15 protein-coding genes are annotated in these 17537 nt (G+C 62.3%); 8 read left to right on the forward strand and 7 right to left on the reverse strand.

Annotated features, from left to right (window positions below):
• The first annotated feature begins 137 nt into the window (after positions 1-137).
• Both HX792_RS09395 and HX792_RS09400 read left to right on the forward strand, forming a co-directional pair.
• Positions 138-755, forward strand: a complete 618-nt coding sequence (locus tag HX792_RS09395) for a ParB-like protein (RefSeq protein WP_176995805.1) — start codon at positions 138-140, stop codon at positions 753-755.
• The gene (locus tag HX792_RS09400) at positions 745-2388 is read left to right on the forward strand and encodes a SulP family inorganic anion transporter (RefSeq protein WP_176995806.1); all 1644 of its coding nucleotides are present in this window, start codon (positions 745-747) and stop codon (positions 2386-2388) included. Before HX792_RS09395 ends, HX792_RS09400 begins: the two co-directional genes overlap by 11 nt.
• A gap of 51 nt (positions 2389-2439) precedes the next feature.
• Here HX792_RS09400 and acnB read toward each other — a convergent pair whose 3' ends face one another.
• The gene (gene acnB / locus HX792_RS09405) at positions 2440-5049 is read right to left on the reverse strand and encodes a bifunctional aconitate hydratase 2/2-methylisocitrate dehydratase (RefSeq protein ID WP_176996174.1); all 2610 of its coding nucleotides are present in this window, start codon (positions 5047-5049) and stop codon (positions 2440-2442) included.
• 394 nt (positions 5050-5443) lie between these two features.
• On the opposite strand from acnB, the gene HX792_RS09410 reads away from it, so the two are divergent.
• Positions 5444-5917 carry a DUF1289 domain-containing protein gene (locus HX792_RS09410; RefSeq protein ID WP_176995807.1) on the forward strand — a complete coding sequence of 158 codons (474 nt, stop codon included), beginning with the start codon at positions 5444-5446 and terminating at the stop codon, positions 5915-5917.
• Between the two features lie 89 nt (positions 5918-6006).
• On the opposite strand, the gene HX792_RS09415 is transcribed toward HX792_RS09410, so the two are convergent.
• A complete protein-coding gene (locus tag HX792_RS09415; protein WP_176995808.1) occupies positions 6007-6870 on the reverse strand; it encodes a universal stress protein in 864 nt (287 codons plus the stop codon).
• 152 nt (positions 6871-7022) lie between these two features.
• On the opposite strand from HX792_RS09415, the gene HX792_RS09420 reads away from it, so the two are divergent.
• Complete coding sequence (locus HX792_RS09420; protein WP_176995809.1) at positions 7023-7625, forward strand: tRNA-(ms[2]io[6]A)-hydroxylase; 603 nt, start codon at positions 7023-7025, stop codon at positions 7623-7625.
• Here HX792_RS09420 and HX792_RS09425 read toward each other — a convergent pair.
• The gene (locus HX792_RS09425; RefSeq protein ID WP_176995810.1) at positions 7581-8780 is read right to left on the reverse strand and encodes an MFS transporter; all 1200 of its coding nucleotides are present in this window, start codon (positions 8778-8780) and stop codon (positions 7581-7583) included. The genes HX792_RS09420 and HX792_RS09425 overlap by 45 nt on opposite strands.
• Before the next feature lie 157 nt (positions 8781-8937).
• On the opposite strand from HX792_RS09425, the gene HX792_RS09430 reads away from it, so the two are divergent.
• Together HX792_RS09430 and HX792_RS09435 are read left to right on the forward strand one after the other, a co-directional pair.
• Positions 8938-9645 carry a response regulator gene (locus HX792_RS09430; RefSeq protein ID WP_176995811.1) on the forward strand — a complete coding sequence of 236 codons (708 nt, stop codon included), beginning with the start codon at positions 8938-8940 and terminating at the stop codon, positions 9643-9645.
• Positions 9646-10923: an ATP-binding protein gene (locus HX792_RS09435; RefSeq protein WP_176995812.1), complete on the forward strand. Its 1278-nt coding sequence runs from the start codon at positions 9646-9648 to the stop codon at positions 10921-10923.
• A gap of 248 nt (positions 10924-11171) precedes the next feature.
• Here HX792_RS09435 and HX792_RS09440 read toward each other — a convergent pair whose 3' ends face one another.
• The 4 genes from HX792_RS09440 to HX792_RS09455 form a co-directional block, all read right to left on the reverse strand.
• Positions 11172-11963, reverse strand: a complete 792-nt coding sequence (locus HX792_RS09440) for a MipA/OmpV family protein (protein WP_176995813.1) — start codon at positions 11961-11963, stop codon at positions 11172-11174.
• Positions 11964-11980: 17 nt separating this feature from the next.
• Positions 11981-13804 (reverse strand): serine hydrolase, encoded by a 1824-nt coding sequence (locus HX792_RS09445; RefSeq protein ID WP_176995814.1) that lies wholly within the window; start codon positions 13802-13804, stop codon positions 11981-11983.
• A 94-nt stretch (positions 13805-13898) separates the two neighbouring features.
• The gene (locus HX792_RS09450; RefSeq protein ID WP_176995815.1) at positions 13899-14387 is read right to left on the reverse strand and encodes a GFA family protein; all 489 of its coding nucleotides are present in this window, start codon (positions 14385-14387) and stop codon (positions 13899-13901) included.
• Between the two features lie 32 nt (positions 14388-14419).
• Positions 14420-15310, reverse strand: a complete 891-nt coding sequence (locus tag HX792_RS09455; protein WP_176995816.1) for a LysR family transcriptional regulator — start codon at positions 15308-15310, stop codon at positions 14420-14422.
• 211 nt (positions 15311-15521) lie between these two features.
• Between HX792_RS09455 and HX792_RS09460 the strand changes: the two genes are divergently transcribed.
• On the forward strand, positions 15522-16340 hold the full coding sequence (locus HX792_RS09460; protein WP_176995817.1) for a MaoC family dehydratase N-terminal domain-containing protein: 819 nt from the start codon (positions 15522-15524) through the stop codon (positions 16338-16340).
• A 28-nt stretch (positions 16341-16368) separates the two neighbouring features.
• Complete coding sequence (locus HX792_RS09465) at positions 16369-17532, forward strand: acyl-CoA dehydrogenase family protein (RefSeq protein ID WP_176995818.1); 1164 nt, start codon at positions 16369-16371, stop codon at positions 17530-17532.
• Positions 17533-17537 lie beyond the last annotated feature (5 nt).

Genomic DNA, 17537 nt, shown 5'->3' on the forward strand with positions numbered 1-17537 from the left:
TTGACGGGGCGCCTCAGATCAAGATCAAAAGCCAAAGCCAAAGCCAAAGCCAAAGCCAAAGCCAGAACTTCTGTAGATACCTGCGTTGCAATGAGGGCTAAGCTTGTCGGCTTACAGGTTCCTTTTTGGAGTTGTCCATGGCTCGGCCCCGCCCGCAACTGGTCACCGGCAAGCTGGAAAAGCTGCATCCTACGCAACTCACCGTCGGCCTGGCTGAAGTCGCCGCCAAGCGCGAAGCCTGGACCAGGCTCAAGCGCAAGGAGCGCGCCGCTGCGCTGGATAAACACTGGTTTCCCTGCGTACTGGGCCCCGACGAGCGCTATTACATTACCGACCACCATCATTTTGGCCTGGCCCTGCTGCTGGAGGAGGTCAAGAGTGTGTCATTGCTGATGCTCAAGGACTTGTCGTTCGTCGAGCGCAGCACGTTCTGGAATGTCATGGCGTTCAACCAATGGGTGCACCCTTACGATGCCCGGGGGCTGCGTCGCTCCTACGAGGCTATTCCCCGAAAGATTACCGACTTGCAGGATGATCCCTACCGCAGTCTGGCCGGCCTGTTGCGTACGGCGGGTGGTTACGCCAAGGATGCTACGCCGTTCAGCGAGTTTCTCTGGGCTGACTTTTTCCGCACCCGTATCGGTAGCGATGTGGTCAGCCAGCCGAGTGCCAAGGTGTTGGCCAAGGCTATGGTCCTGGCGCGCAGCCAGGAAGCACGTTATTTGCCGGGATGGGTAGGGCCGATTGAAAACTGAAACCAATGCTCCTGTTGTTGCATCACCCAACCGTATCCAGGACCTGCTTGCCGGGTTGTCCATTGCCGGGTTGTTGCTGCCCGAAGCGGTGGCGTATTCCAGGATCGCCGCATTGCCGCCCCAGGCCGGGGTGATTGCCCTGTTTGCGGGGCTGCTGTGTTACGGCCTGTTCGGTACCAGTCGCTTTGCAATTGTCTCGGCCACCTCGTCTTCGGCGGCAGTCTTGGCGGCGGCCACGGCCAGCCTGGCCGGTGGTGACCCGGCGTTGAGGCTGTCCCTGGCGTTCGGCCTGGTGCTGATTACTGCGGTGCTATTCCTGCTGGCGGGGCTGTTCAAGCTCGGAGGCGTGACGTCGTTTATCGCCAAGCCGGTGTTGCGCGGCTTTGCCTTCGGGTTGGCGCTGACCATCATCCTAAAGCAGCTGGCCAGCGTGGTTGGCGTGCACCTGACCGACAACAACCTGATCCGCTTCCTGCCGCAATTGCTCGAGCAGTTGCCCCGCTGGAACTGGCCGGCCGCGACGGTGGCCGGGGTGGCCTTGCTGGTGCTGTGGGTGTGCGCGCGGATTCCGCGCTTGCCGGGCGGGCTGTTGGTGGTGGTGCTGGGCATCGTTGCCGGGCAATACCTGGACCTGCAGGCCCACGGCGTTGCACTGATCGGTCTGATCGACCTGCGCCTGGCGTTGGGGCACTTCCCGGATTTGCCGTTCGCCGACTGGCTGCGGTTGGGCGAACTGGCGTTTGCCTTGGTGATGATCCTGTATGCGGAGTCCTACGGCTCCATCAGCTCGTTTGCGCTTAAACACGGCGATCGCGTGTCATCCAACCGCGACCTGCTGGCCTTGGGCGCGGCCAACCTGGTGTCCGGGTTGTTCCATGGCATGCCGGCCGGTGCCGGGTATTCGGCCACCTCGGCCAATGAAGCGGCGGGGGCCAACTCGCGCCTGTCGGGTATTGTCGCGGCCTTGGTGGTGCTGGCGATCGTGTTGACCGTGCTGCCGTATGTGGCGCTGACCCCGGAGCCGGTGTTGGCAGCTATCGTCGTGTATGCCTTGGCGCGGGGCTTGAGTTTGCAACCCCTGGGGCGTTATTTCCTGTGGCGGCGCGACCGTTTGCTGGTGGTCTGTGCTGTGGCGGCGGTGCTGGTGTTGGGCGTGCTGGATGGCTTGCTGCTGGCGGTGGCGATCAGCGTGGTATTGATGCTGCGCCAGATGTCGTCGGCGGACATCCAGGTGCTCGGGCGTCTGGGTAACAGCCATGACTTTGTCGATTGCCAGCACCACGCCGATGTGGTGGCAGTGCCCGGTGTATTGATCGTGCGGCCCAGCGAGGCGCTGTTCTTCGCCAATGCCGAGCGTATCCTCGGCGCCGCCTTGCGCTTGATGCGCCAGTCGCCGGTGGACGCCGTGGTGTTGAGCCTGGAAGAGTCGCCGGACCTGGATGGCACCAGCATCGAAGCCCTGGCGGCGTTCTTTGCCCAGGTGCGCGGGGAGGGCAAGCGCCTGGTGCTGGCGCGTGTGCGGCATCCGGCGATGGACGTGTTGCAGGCCTTGCCCGAAGCACAGGCACCGCAGGTTCAGCTCAGCGCCTTGAGTGTCGATGGCGCGGTGCAACTGGCCAAATCCCGGGCATAAAAAAACGCCGCGTATCGTGGAATACGCGGCGTCCTTTTACGTCAACACACCTTAGGCTTGAATCACCGGGATGTTGGCGCTTGCTGCGATTTTACGGAACTCGGCGATCTGGTCGAAGTTCAGGTAGCGGTAGACGTCACTGGCCATGGTGTCCAGTTTCGCTGCGTAGCCCATGTACTCTTCGACAGTCGGCAGGCGACCCAGGGTGGAGGCAACCGCCGCCAGCTCAGCCGAGGCCAGGTAGACGTTCGCGCCGTCACCCAGGCGGTTCGGGAAGTTACGGGTGGAAGTCGACACAACGGTCGAGTTCGGCTCTACACGTGCCTGGTTACCCATGCACAGCGAGCAGCCCGGCATTTCCATGCGCGCGCCAGCCTTGCCGTAGATGCCGTAGTAGCCTTCTTCGGTCAGTTGGTGAGCGTCCATCTTGGTCGGCGGCGACAGCCACAGACGGGTTGGCAGCTGACCCTTGACCTGTTCCAGCAGCTTACCGGCAGCGCGGAAGTGACCGATGTTGGTCATGCACGAACCGATGAACACTTCGTCGATCTTCTCGCCGGCAACGCTCGACAGCAGACGGGCATCGTCCGGGTCGTTCGGTGCGCAGAGGATCGGCTCGTTGATGTCGTTCAGGTCGATCTCGATGATTTCGGCGTATTCGGCGTCGGCATCGGCTTCCATCAGCTCAGGGTTCTTGACCCAGGCTTCCATCGCTTGGGCGCGACGTTCCAGGGTACGTGCATCGCCGTAGCCTTCACCGATCATCCAGCGCAGCAGGGTGATGTTGGAGTTCAGGTACTCGGTGATGGACTCTTTGGACAGCTTGATGGTGCAACCGGCAGCCGAACGTTCAGCCGAGGCGTCGGACAGCTCGAACGCTTGTTCCAGCGTCAGGTCGTTCAGGCCTTCGATCTCCAGGATGCGGCCGGAGAAGGCGTTTTTCTTGCCTTTCTTCTCTACGGTCAGCAGACCCGACTGGATCGCGTAGTAAGGAATGGCATGAACCAGGTCACGCAGGGTGATGCCAGGTTTCATCTTGCCTTTGAAGCGCACCAGGATCGATTCCGGCATGTCCAGTGGCATGACGCCAGTGGCTGCGGCGAACGCGACCAGGCCAGAACCGGCCGGGAACGAGATGCCCATCGGGAAACGGGTGTGGGAGTCACCACCGGTACCCACGGTGTCCGGCAGCAGCATGCGGTTCAGCCAGCTGTGGATGATGCCGTCGCCTGGACGCAGCGATACACCGCCACGGGTCATGATGAAGTCAGGCAGGGTGTGGTGGGTGGTCACGTCGATCGGCTTTGGATAGGCCGCGGTGTGGCAGAAGGACTGCATCACCAGGTCGGTCGAGAAGCCCAGGCACGCCAGGTCTTTCAGCTCGTCACGGGTCATGGGACCAGTGGTGTCCTGAGAGCCCACGGTGGTCATCTTCGGCTCGCAGTAGGTGCCAGGACGAACGCCTTTGCCTTCCGGCAGGCCGCACGCCTTGCCCACCATTTTCTGTGCCAGGGTGAAGCCTTTGCCGGTATCGACAGGCGCTTCAGGCAGCTTGAACAGGTCGGTCGGGCCCAGGCCCAGCTCTGCACGTGCCTTGTCGGTCAGGCCGCGACCGATGATCAGCGGGATACGGCCGCCAGCACGGACTTCGTCCAACAGCACCGGGGTCTTCATTTCGAAGGTGGTGATGACTTCGTCGGTGCCGTGTTTGCAGACTTTGCCAGCATGCGGGTACAGGTCGATCACGTCGCCCATGTTCATGTTGGTAACGTCGAATTCGATTGGCAGTGCGCCCGCATCTTCCATGGTGTTGTAGAAGATTGGAGCGATCTTGCTGCCGAAGCAGAAGCCGCCGGCGCGCTTGTTCGGCACGTACGGAACGTCGTCGCCGAAGAACCACAGCACGGAGTTGGTGGCCGACTTACGCGACGAACCGGTGCCGACCACGTCGCCCACGTAGGCGATCGGGAAGCCTTGGCCGCGCATTTCTTCGATCTGCTTCATCGGGCCGGTCTTGCCTTGCTCGTCCGGCACAATGCCTTCGCGAGCCATTTTCAGCATGGCCAGGGCGTGCAGCGGGATGTCTGGGCGGGACCAGGCGTCAGGCGCAGGGGACAGGTCGTCGGTGTTGGTTTCGCCGGTGACCTTGAAGACGCGCAGGCTGATCTTGTCGGCCAGGGTAGGGCGGTTGCGGAACCACTCGCCGTCAGCCCAGGACTGGATCACGGCTTTGGCGTGTTCGTTGCCGTTACGGGCTTTTTCAGCCACGTCGTGGAACGCATCGAACATCAGCAGGGTGTGCTTGAGTTGGGCGGCGGCGACAGGAGCCAGGGTGGCGTCGTCCAGCAGCTCGACCAGGGTCACGATGTTGTAGCCGCCTTGCATGGTGCCAAGCAGTTCAACGGCGCGCTGTTTGCTGATCAGGGGGGAAGTGGCTTCGCCCTTGGCCAGGGCAGACAGGAAACCGGCCTTGACGTAGGCAGCTTCGTCAACACCTGGTGGAATGCGGTTGGTGATCAGGTCAACGAGGAATTCTTCTTCGCCAGCCGGAGGATTTTTCAGCAGCTCGACCAGGCCTGCGGTTTGTTCGGCGTTAAGCGGCTGGGGAACGATACCCAGTGCTGCACGCTCTTCGATATGTTTGCGGTAGGCTTCAAGCACAGTTATTACCCTCATCAGTGGTCCCACGGGACGCTCATCCAGAAATGAACGGCACGCATGCGCTCGGGGGCTTTTTGGGCCGCAAAGCCAGCGCTGCCGGCATTCCTCACAGAAGCTGCTTTCAAAGTTTTACGCCTGCAGAGCGGAGCTGATGAGGGTTGGCGCTGGCTATTTACCGCGTAAATAACCGTCGCCAACACCGCTCTGAAGGAACGACTGTGCTCGTGACGCTTTGAAAACAGCTTCCAATGGACTATTGGCGCCTTACAAGGCCGGATGATTCTACGGCAAAAAATTTCTAAAGGTAAGTTGCCTAACCAAGTTTGCGGGGTGATAGCCGTTAGACAAAGGGCTAACATGGCGCATTGTTTCGCTGATCGGCGTGTTGTTGCCCATGTCCAACCAAACCATCAAGACCCCCTGCGTCGGCCTGTGCTCCACGGTTTACGGCGATCTGGTGTGCCGTGGCTGCAAGCGCTTCCACCATGAGGTGATCCAGTGGAATGGCTATAACGAGGAAGAAAAACGGGCGGTCTGGCTGCGCCTGGAGCAACTGCTGGTGCAGGTGATGGCTGGCAAGCTGGAGGTGTTCGACCCCAAGGCCCTGCGCGGGCAACTGGAGCAGCGCAAGATCCGCTTCGTGCCGCACCAGTCCGAGTACTGCTGGGCCTACCAGTTGATCGCTCGCGGGGCTCGGGTAATCAATAATCTGGAGGCCTATGGCATGGTGCTGTTGCCCGAGTTTCGCGATTGGCCTTTGCCGGATTTGCGCGATGCCATTGATCGGGAGTTTTTTATCCTCTCGGAGGCGCATTACCAGCGCTACATCGCCCCCGGGTTTCTCAAGGATGCACTCAGCTCTTTGTAGGAGTCCGGCTTGCCGGCGATGGGGCCTGTTTGTTTTGCGCAAAGACAAAGGGCCCCATCGCCGGCAAGCCGGCTCCTACAGAGGACGCGTTATTGCTGAGACGCCAGTTCTTCCAGATGATCCATCAACGCCTGCGGCTTGAGCACCAGCACATCGCTTTCCAGCGCATCCAGCACGACCTCTGCGGTGTTGCCGATCAATGCCCCGGAAATACCCGTGCGACCCACGGTGCCGATGATAGTGACCGCCGCCTGCAGCTTGTGGGCGAGATGCGGTATCAACACATCCGCCGGCCCTTCCTCGATATGCAGATGTTTGTCATCCACATCGAACTCCGCCTGAAACGCCCTGCATTGCTCGCGATAGCGCGCCTCGATGGTCTCCTTGAGCTGAAACGTCGGGTCCGCCGCCGACAGCATCGGCGACGGATGGGCACTGATCACATGCAGCTGCGCCTTGGCCAAGTGGGCAATATCAAAGCCATGGTCGATGATCGAATTGTGCAATGAACGGTGCTCACCGTCGGTATTCCCCACATCAATCGCCGCCAGGATCACGCCGCCCGCCCAGGGTGTGGCGGTCTTGACCAGCAACACCGCAGTCGGGCAATAACGCAGCAACTTCCAATCCGCAGGGGTCAGCAGGGCCTTTTTCAGCGGGCTGTCGGCAAAGTGCTGCTTGATCACCAGCCCGCAGCCCTCGGCTTGCTGCACATCGATAATGGTCTCATGCAGGCTGTCGTTCCAGGCCTGTTCGGTGGTCACGCTGTAGCCGTCTTCCAGCAAGCCGGCCTTGAGCAGGCTCAGCAGCGCCGAGTGCTCGTGTTTCTTGTCGCACACCAGCAAATGCAAGTGCGCGCCGGTCACCCCGGCGATCAGCTTGGCACGCTTGAGGGCCAGGCTTTCCGAATGCTCGGGCTCGATGACCACCAGGATGCTGCGGATGGCTTGCATGATCGGGGACTCCAGAAGAGGGTGGGCGTGCAACAACTATAGTTGCTGCCACGCTGCCGTCATGTTGATGCACATCAAGGGCGGTGGCTGGTGGTCTGCGGCGTGGTCGGTATAATCGCCGCCCTTTTGTGATCCTTTTGCCCGTGAGCCCGATGAACCTGCCCGAAATCCACGAATTCCTCGGCTGCCGCACCCCCGACGCCTGGGTCCAGGCCGCACTGGCCGATCAGGAAACCCTGCTGATCGACCACAAGAACTGCGAATTCAAAGCCGCCAGCACCGCCCTGAGCCTGATCGCCAAGTACTACAGCCATGTCGACCTGATCAACATGATGTCGCGCCTGGCCCGGGAAGAACTGGTGCACCACGAACAGGTCATGCGTCTGATGAAGAAGCGCAAAATTGAGCTGCGCCAACTGAATGCCGGGCGTTATGCCTCGGGTTTGCGCAAAGTGGTGCGCACCCATGAACCGGTCAAGCTGGTGGACACGCTGGTGGTGGGCGCGTTTATCGAAGCGCGCAGTTGCGAGCGTTTCGAAGCACTGGTGCCGCATTTGGACGAAGAACTCGGCAAGTTCTACTTCGGCTTGCTGAAAAGCGAAGCCCGGCACTTCCAGGGCTACCTGAAGTTGGCCTACCAGTACGGTGACGCCAAGGATGTCGCCCAAGTGATTGAGCGGGTGAGGGTGGCCGAGCAGGAACTGATCGAATCACCCGACGTCGAGTTCCGTTTTCACAGTGGCGTGCCAGCCTGACGCAACCGCCACGCCGATCAGCGCGGTGATCCCGGTCAGCAGCAGGATCACCGTCTGCGTGCCCAGGGGCGCCGCCAACACGGCAATCAGCAAACCGGCCAATGGCTGGGCCAGGTTGTTGAACAGGGTGATCACGCCCACCGTCTTGCCGAAGTCCTGCACCGGGATCACCCGCTGCCGCGTACTGCGCATGTACACGTTGAACATCTTGTCGAAGCCGGTCACCAGCAGGAACCCCAGGGCGTAGGCCCACAGGTTGGGGCTGATCGCCATGATCAGCGCCCCCACGGCAATCATCGAATACGACAGGCCGCCCAGCACCTTCAGGGTCAGTGTCGCGCGCGCCAGGTAAAACAGGATGACGATGGTCACCCCGGCACCGGCCGCCTGCAGCACGGCATAGCCGTCCTTGCCCGCACCAAACTGGCCGGTGACCATCGCCGCCGAAGTCGCCAGGGTCACGCCGATGATCAAGTTCACGCCCACGGCCAGGGTGATTACGCGCTTCAACTCCGCCAGGTTGCGGATATGCCCCAGCGCCGTGCGCAATGGCTGCAGCCAGATATCCCGATGCTGGGCAAAAACGTGCAGGTTCACCGTGCTGTGGCGTTGCCACACGCGCATCGCCACATCGGCCATCACAAACAGCCCGGCCACTCCCAGCACCACCAGGTGCCACGCCCACACCTCCAGCATCAGCGCCGCCACCAGCGGGCCCAGCACCAGCCCGCTCTGGTCGGCGATTTGTGAATAGGACAGGGTCTTGGCATAGCTGTACTGCGCGAAGACATGGGGCATGAGCACTTCACGGGCCATGATGCCCTGGGTGGTCAACACCCCGCACAGCGCCGAGAGCAGCACGATCCAGTGGATACCGTCGAATACCCCGTACAGCGCCACTGCCGCCACACAGGCCAGTGCCCGGTACACCTGGCTGATATGCAGGATGCGCGCGGGCGGGTACTTGTCGCACAATGCCCCGCACACCGGAAAAGCCAGGTAGCGCGGCAGCGACTCGACAAAAAACGCAAGGCCGGCCCAGGAAACGCTGCCGGTGCTCTGGAACACGATCAACGGCACGATAAACAGCAGGATCTGGTCTGCCAGCCGCGACAAAAACAGCGAAACGAAGAACGCCAGGTAATCCTTGCGCATACAACTCCCTGTGAATGGCGTTAAAGAGTGCGGGGTATTTGTTAAAAACTCTTAAAAGCATGAAGCTTCGTCGGCGCGTAATGGCCAACCGCTTCTGTGCACCGGCTTGCCACCTATAATGCGCACACTTCAATTCGCGCATCCACACTGAGAATTTATGGAAAACCTGGGTCTGGGCAAGGTCCTGCTCGTCGAGGACGATGAAAAGCTGGCGGGGCTGATCGCGCACTTTCTGTCGCAACACGGTTTTGAGGTGCGGGTGGTGCACCGGGGTGATGAAGCCTTGGCGGCGTTTCTCGATTTCAAGCCAAAAATCGTCGTGCTCGACTTGATGTTGCCGGGCCAGAGCGGCCTGCACGTGTGCCGTGAAATCCGCAACGTGTCCGACACGCCCATCGTGATCCTCACCGCCAAGGAAGATGACCTGGACCATATCCTGGGCCTGGAGTCTGGTGCCGACGACTACGTGATCAAACCCATCAAGCCGCCCGTGCTGCTTGCCCGTTTGCGTGCCTTGCAACGTCGCCAAGTGCCCGAGCCCACGGTGCGCGGCTCCCTGGAGTTCGGCCGCTTGTCGATCGACCGCAGCTGCCGGGTGGTCAGCCTGGGCGACGAGAAGGTCGACCTCACCACTATGGAGTTCGAGCTGCTGTGGTTGCTGGCCAGCCACTCCGGCACCATTCTCTCGCGCGATGACATCCTCAACCGCATGCGTGGCATCGCCTTCGACGGCCTTAACCGCAGCGTTGACGTGTACATCAGCAAGCTGCGCGGCAAGCTCAACGACAACCCCCGGGAACCGGTGTGCATCAAGACCATCTGGGGCAAGGGCTACCTGTTCAATCCCTTTGCGTGGGAGGTCTAGATGCTACGGCTGTTTTTGCGCCTGTATGTGATCCTGGCGCTGGGGTTGGCCGGGGCGATCTGGCTGGTCAACTACACCTTCGACGAACTGCTGCCCGAAGCCAACGAAGTCTATAACCGCGAAGCGCTGCGCGGCCCGGCCTATGGCGTGGTGGAACAACTGCGACCGCTGCAGGGCGCGGCCCGCGAGGCGCGTCTGGCCGAGTTGCAACCGCATTATGGGCTGCACCTGAAACTGGTCGAACGGGATGCCCTGGCGCTCAATGACCGTGAGCAAAAGCTGCTCGCCGACGGCCAGTTGGTGGTGCGCGGGGACTTCATGGAGTTCATCACGAATATCGACGGTGGCCCGCAACTGCTGGACATCAAGCTGCCGGAAGAGCCCAAGTGGCTGTACCTGTGGGCCTACGGTTTCCTGGGCGTGAGCCTGGCGATCGTGTTGTATTTCTGGGTACGCCCCCATTGGCGCGACCTGGAGCATATCCGCCTGGCCGCGCAACGGTTCGGCGACAACGACCTGGGTTCACGCATCCTGCTGCCGCGCCGCTCCACCGTGCGCGAACTGGCCGGGCACTTCAACCAGATGGCCGAGCGTATCGAAAGCCTGATCGCCAACCAGCGCGAACTGACCAATGCCGTCTCCCATGAGCTGCGCACACCGATTGCGCGGTTGTCGTTCGAGCTGGACCAACTCAAGCAACAGGCTGATCCGCGCCAGAGCCGCGAGCTGATTTCCGACATGTATGCCGACCTCGGCGAGCTGGAGGAAATGGTCTCGGAACTGCTGACCTACGCCAGTCTGGAGCGCGGTGCCACCCAGGTCACCCGGGAAAGCATCGAGGCCCACAGTTGGCTCGACAGCGTGATCGGCAGCGTGGCGCTGGAGGCCGAGGCGGCCGGTGTGCAGTTGTCGTTGCGCACCTGCGAGGTGGATTTCATCCAGATCGAACCGCGCTTCATGGCGCGTGCGGTGATCAACCTGCTGCGCAATGCCATCCGCTATGCCGAGCGACGCGTGGAGGTGTCGCTGGTCAAGTTCGGCAGCGGCTACGAAGTGCGGGTCAACGACGATGGCCCGGGCGTACCGCTGGACGGCCGGGCCAAGATCTTCGAACCCTTCATGCGCCTGGACGCCAGCCGCGACCGCCGCACCGGCGGCTTCGGCCTGGGCCTGGCGCTGGTGCAGCGCGTCAGCCAGTGGCACGGCGGGCAGGTGGAAGTGCTGGATTCGGAATGGGGCGGGGCATCGTTCCGCATGACCTGGGCGTACGCCGAATAACCTCCACCTCGTGAACGCCACCCCCTTGTAGAAGCCGGCTTGCCGGCGATAACGCCGGTTCAGCCAGCTCATTCGTCACTGATGCCCCGCCATCGCCGGCAAGCCGGCTCCTACAGGGAAAGGTGGGGGCTCGGAAGCGGCTGCGATCAAATGTGGGAGCTGGCTTGCCTGCGATAGCGGTGGTTCAGACAGCATCATTCGTCACTGATACACCGCCATCGCCGGCAAGCCAGCTCACAGCTGTCAGGTCAGAAGGTGTACTCGACCATTCCCATCACCGACGTCTGCAACCGTCGCTCCACAATCGGGCTCTTGCCCGCTTCATCTGCCAGGTACTGCACGTCCAGCAAGGTCGAGAACTGGGTGTGTTCGCTGATCGGCACGCTCCAGGTCAGGTTCATGCCATTGCTGATGTTGCCCGCGCCAGCCTTGTATTCCTTGAAGCGGCTTTGCGCCGCCTGGCCGGTGGTCACGCCGTACCAGGTCTGCAAGTACTCGCGGTCGCCGAAGTGGCTGCTCAGGCCGGCATCGACTGAACCATAGCGGCCTTCATACAGGTTGGTACCCAGGCTCAACTCCAGGTGGGTATAGGCCTTGCCGGTGTCCTTGCGATCGTTTTCCTTGAGCGCATGTTCCAGCGTCGCCCCCACGATCACGCCGCCCAGGTTGTAGCTGGCGCTCACACCCAACTGCGGGCGTGACTTGATCTCGCCCATGCCTTTGAGGCGCTTGGAGCCTGCGTGCAGGCTGTCATTTTTATCCTTGCGCGAGCCGCTGGCGCCGACATAGGCGCTGAAGCTCAAGGCATTACCTTCATAGCCCCAGCCCAGGCCCTTATCGGTGTCGAGGAAGATGCCCCAGGGGCTGACGACTTTGCCGCCCAGCAGCGGCGCGGTCATGCGTTCGTCGCTGCCGCTGTAGCGCGGCGCATTGGCCACGCCAGCCTTGAGGCTGTATTCCCAGTCGTCGGCAAATGCCGTATTGGCCCCCGCGAGCAGGCACAGCGAGGTCAGCGACAGGCAAAGGTTTCTTGAGCGCATCAGGGTGGTCTTCCGTATTAGAAAATCAGAGAGTTGTTGGGGGAATGCGTGCGTTTGAAGGAGTAGCCCGAAGCGCTCAAACCGTTGACCTGACGGCTCACGGTGTCGCCCAGGCCATAGCCGTTGCCGGCCAGTACCGCGTGGGCGTTGTCGACGGGGAGCAGGATGTAGTCGGTCAGTGGCTCGTCATGCAGTTGGCCGCGAATCACCAGGAAACCTTCTTCCAGGCGCACGCTGATCCCGCTCAAGGGCGCGTCGGGCTCATGGGTATTGAGCACTTGATAGGTGCCGATGGTGTCGGCCCAGGCCAGGGGCAGGGGCGGCGGATTGATGCGTTCGCCAATGGCAATGCGCTGCCCGTGGCTGCGGGCGGTCAGCATCTGGCGGCCCTGTACCGTCACCACATCCAGCTGCACGCGGCCCAGTTCGCCGAGGTCTTTGAGCCAGAAGCCGAGGATTTTCTTCTGCGCCCGCAGCCAGCCGTGATCGTCACGCAGCAATTCGAAATCGAACCCGGCCAACTCGCCGCTTAACCGGTCAGGCTCATCCTTGATCCGGAACACGCCCCACGCCGTCGCGTAAAAACCGGCCAGGCGCTTGCGGTCGACGGCCGCCGGCACATGGCGCAGCTTGAGACCGTGGGTGGGGGGCTGGCAGTCGTCGGCGCACACCGGGTCGCCGGTCTGCGCCTGGAGCATCATGCGCAGGGCGTCGGTGGACAACGACACCACCATGTCCTCGGCGTTACTGTCGTTGGCCATGATGATCACGGCCAGTTGCTGGTCGGGCAGCAGGGTCAGTTGCGCGGCAAAATCATCGCCACCGCCGCTGTGCTGATAGGTGCGCACGCCTGGGCCAATCGGCTCGTCGCCACAGGGCGCAAGAAACCAAGCCAGGCCCACTTGGCAATCGAAGTCCAGGGCGTTGCCGGTGTTTTGCTGGGTGAACATCTCGTCGATCGAAGCGCGGGTCAGCACGGCGCTGCCTTTGTAGACGCCTTGGGCGAACAACATCTGCACGTAATGCGCGAGGTCTTTGGGGCTCGTCCACAAACCGCCCGCCGCGAGGTCGCGCACCTGGGCGTCGGTACTCGCGACGCCATCTTCGTAACCCAGGGCGCGATAGCCGAGTTCGGCGCGGGTGCCGACAAAACTCGACTGCTTCATCTGCAGCGGCTTGAGCAGGCTGTTTTGCAATTGGGCCTCGAAGCTTTTGCCGCTGCTGCGCTCGATGGCCGCGCCGACCAACGAGTAACCGAGGTTGGAATAGGCCACCTGGGAGCCGGGCGGGCTGCTCAGCCACACACCCGACACGCGCGCCGGCATCTGCCCCATGGCAAAGCTGCTGCGCAGGTCGCGCAGGTGTTCGCTGGGCAAGCCGGATTGATGGCTGAGCAAACGGCGCAAGGTGATATCGCGGTCAGCGGCGGCCTGGTCGGTATGAAAGCGCGAACGCACGTAGAACTCGCGCAGGGTCTGCCGGATCGGCGCATCCAGCGCCAGGCGTTGCTGCTCCACCAGTTGCAGGGCCGCCGTGGCGGTCAGCAGCTTGGAAATACCCCCGGCACGAAACGCCGTATTGGGCGTAACCGGCACGCCTTGGGCTTTGTCGGCCAGCCCAAACCCTCGGGCCCAGATCAGTTCCTGGCCATTGACCAGGGCAACGGACAGCCCGGGCACATTCTCCCGGGCCATGTCCCGGGGAATGCGCGCCTGCAGGTAGCGAATGATCGCGCCGTAGTCACCCTTGGGAATCGGCGGCGGGGCAGGCGGTTGCCCATGGCACCCGATACTGCCCAGCAGGCAACCCAGCAGTGGAATACCGCGCAATGTGCGAAACATGAAGAGCACCCGGATGGTGGTTTGGATGCTCGAATGCTAGGGCCGCGCTTGCCCACAATCTTTGAGAGCTTTGTCGGGAAACTGTCAAAGACTGTTAACGGGCCAGTCCCAATCGCTCATGCCATTGGGCGATGGACTCTTCGGGGTATTCGTCGAACTGCAGGTCGCCCTTGCGCACGCTCACTTCAACCCAGGGTGCCTTGGAGCCCAGCATCAGGTGCGTGTGCTCCGGCGGCACCGGCAACGGCGTGTCGATGGCCGAGGCAAACGGGTGGATCAGCTCCGGCCACTCGGGGCTGAACACCCACAAGGCGCTGGCGCACTGCGAGCAGAAGTGTCGTTCGGCCGTGCTCGCATGGGCGCGGCTGGCGCCGCCCGGCTTGAGCCTGGCGTGGTACATCGAAATGTATTTGCGCCCGCGTACTTTCAGGCTTGAGGCATCGCCGCCCAGGTTGATCGCGTAACCGCCACCGCCCCCGGTCTTGCGACAGATCGAGCAATAGCAGCGCTGGTAAGGGTAGGGGTGGGCGCTGGTGAGGCTGAACGTCACGGCGCCGCAGTGGCAGGATCCTTCTAAATGCATGGTTGTCTCCTTTGGCAAGGTGACTGTTGAGCTTAGGCGCTCTCGGGCATCAAGGTGGCGATCAGTGCGCGGATCGTCCCCGGCAAGGCTTCCAGCTCGCGCACCAGGATGCTGCGCTCGCGAATCGCCCAGGGCTCGTCCAGCTTGACCGCGACCAGTTGCATGGTCCGGCTGTGCCGCACGGCAGCGGACTCCGGAATAATCCCGATCCCCACGCCCGCCTCGACCATCCGGCAGATCGCCTCGAAACTCGACACCTGGATACGCAGCGACAAATGCTTGCCGATACGCTCCACGTGTTCGCGCAAAAAGCTCAGCAGCGTGCTGCCTTCGTGCAAGCCAATGTGCTGGTAGGCGAGGGTCTGTTCCAGGGTGACCTTGGCGTGGCCGGCCAAGGGGTGGTCCACGGGTACCATCAGCACCAGTTCGTCGGTGCTGAAATGCAGCACCTGCAGGCCCGCCGCTTCCACGGGCCCGGCGATGATGCCCATGTCGCTGGTGCCGTCCAGCACGCCGCGCACGATATCCCGGGACAGGCGTTCCTGCAGGTCCACCGTCACCCCGGGGCGCTTGGACAAGAAACCCGCCAGCACTTCCGGCAGGAACTCGGTGACGGCCGTGGTGTTGGCGAAGATGCGGATGTGCCCGGCCGAATCCACGCCGTATTGGGTGAACTCGCTTTTGAGGTAATCCACCTGGCGCATGATCAACCGCGCATGGTGCAGCAGCCGCTCGCCGGCCGGGGTGATTTCCACGCCCCGGCTGTCACGGTAGAGCAGGCGCGTGTCCAACTGGCCTTCCAGCGCCTTGATCCGCGCACTCGCGGCGGCTGGTGAGAGGAACGCCCGCTTGGCGCCCTGGGTGAGGCTGGGGGATTCGGCGATATGAATAAACAGGCGCAGGTCGGCAAGATCGAAGTGCATGCAAAACTCCCAGGCATTCCAGAACTGTAGGAGCCGGCTTGCCGGCGATTGCGGCCACCCTGACACACCGCCATCGCCGGCAAGCCGGCTCCTACAGGGTAGATGGCGTTCAGCATAACCGAACGCTGCTTTATTGAAATGCAAATTCTCAGAACGGGCACGCGCTTGCATGATCCGGGGCAGACACCCACTGCCAGAGGATCTTCACCCGATGAGCGTCACAGACTGGATCGGCCGAAGCGAAACCGCCCACGACCATTTGAGCCATAACCTGCTCAAACGCATTGCCGCCACGTTCGGTGAACGCGTGCCTGAAGACGGCGCGCCCGTGCCCCCGCTGTGGCAGTGGTGTTTTTTCCAGGACCCGGTGCCAGAAGCGGCGCTGGGCAGCGACGGCCATCCGGCCCGAGGCGGCTTCCTGCCGCCGGCCGACAATCGCAACCGCATGTGGGCCGGTGGGCGCCTCGAATTCCTGCACCCCCTGCGTGCCGGTGAGGCAGCCACCCGCGTATCCACCATCACCCAGGTCGAAGAAAAAACCGGTCGCAGCGGTTCGCTGTTGTTCGTCACCGTGCGCCACGACTACTCCCAGCAAGGCCGCCTGGCCATCCGCGAAGAACAGGACATCGTCTACCGCGAGCCCACGCCACCCAAACAAGGCAATGGTGAGGCCCTGGCGGCCGGCGAATGGCGCGAAGGCGTCGAGCCCACCCCCACCTTGCTGTTTCGCTACAGCGCCGTGACCTTCAACGGTCACCGCATTCACTACGACTACCCCTATGTGACCGGCACCGAAGGCTACGCCGGGCTGGTGGTGCACGGGCCGCTGATCGCCACCTTGAACCTGCGCGCCTTCTGCCGTGCCCACCCCGACAAGACCCTGCGCCGTTTCGCCTATCGCGGTGTGCGCCCGTTGATCGTGCCGCAGGCCTTTGAAGTGGGCGGGCGCATCACTGAAAACGGCGTTGCCGAGCTGTGGGCGGGTAACGGCGATGGCTTGGCGCAGACCGCACACGTGCATTTCGAATAATCAGAGAACAACAGGCGGAGAGCCGTTAATGAACCCCCATGACAATGAAGAACTCAATGCCATCCGCGAAGGCGTGCGCGCCTTGTGCGCCGAATTCGATGCCGCCTACTGGCGCAAGATCGATGAAGAAAAGGGCTTCCCGGAAGCCTTCGTCAAGGCCCTGACCGACGCCGGCTGGCTGTCGGCGATGATCCCCGAAGCGTATGGCGGTTCGGGCCTGGGCCTGGCCGAAGCCTCGGTGATCCTTGAAGAAGTCAACCGTTGCGGCGGCAACTCCGGCACCGTGCATGGCCAGATGTACAACATGTTCACCCTGTTGCGGCATGGCAGCGAAGCGCAAAAAAGTTTCTACCTGCCCAAGCTGGCCAGCGGCGAATTGCGCCTGCAATCGATGGGCGTCACCGAACCCACCACCGGCACCGATACCACCAAGATCAAGACCACCGCGATCAAGCGTGGCGACAAGTACGTGATCAACGGCCAGAAGGTGTGGATCTCGCGCATCCAGCATTCCGACCTGATGATTCTGTTGGCGCGCACCACGCCGTTGGCCGAGGTGAAGAAAAAATCCGAAGGCATGTCGATCTTCCTCGTGGACCTGCGCGAGGCCATCGGCAACGGCCTCACCGTGCAGCCCATCGCCAACATGGTCAACCACGAAACCAACGAGCTGTTCTTCGACAACCTGGAGCTGCCCGCCGACAGCCTGATTGGCGAGGAAGGCAAGGGATTCAAGTACATCCTCGACGGCCTCAACGCCGAGCGCACGCTGATCGCCGCCGAATGCATCGGTGACGGCCGCTGGTTCATCGAAAAAGCCAGCGCCTATGCCCGCGACCGCGTGGTGTTCGGCCGGCCCATCGGGCAGAACCAGGGCGTGCAGTTCCCGATTGCCGAAGCCCATATCGAAATCGAAGCGGCCGACCTGATGCGCTGGCGTGCCTGCGAGGAATACGACAGCGGCCGCAATGCCGGGGCCAGCGCCAACATGGCCAAGTACCTGGCGGCCAAGGCGTCCTGGGAAGCGGCCAACGCCTGCCTGCAAACCCACGGCGGTTTCGGCTTTGCCTGCGAGTACGACGTGGAACGCAAATTCCGCGAGACCCGCCTGTACCAGGTGGCGCCGATCTCCACCAACCTGATCCTGTCCTACGTGGCCGAGCACTTGCTCGAACTGCCACGCAGTTTCTGAGGGAC

Origin of the sequence: Pseudomonas sp. B6002 (assembly GCF_013385985.1) — a bacterium.
Classification (GTDB): domain Bacteria; phylum Pseudomonadota; class Gammaproteobacteria; order Pseudomonadales; family Pseudomonadaceae; genus Aquipseudomonas.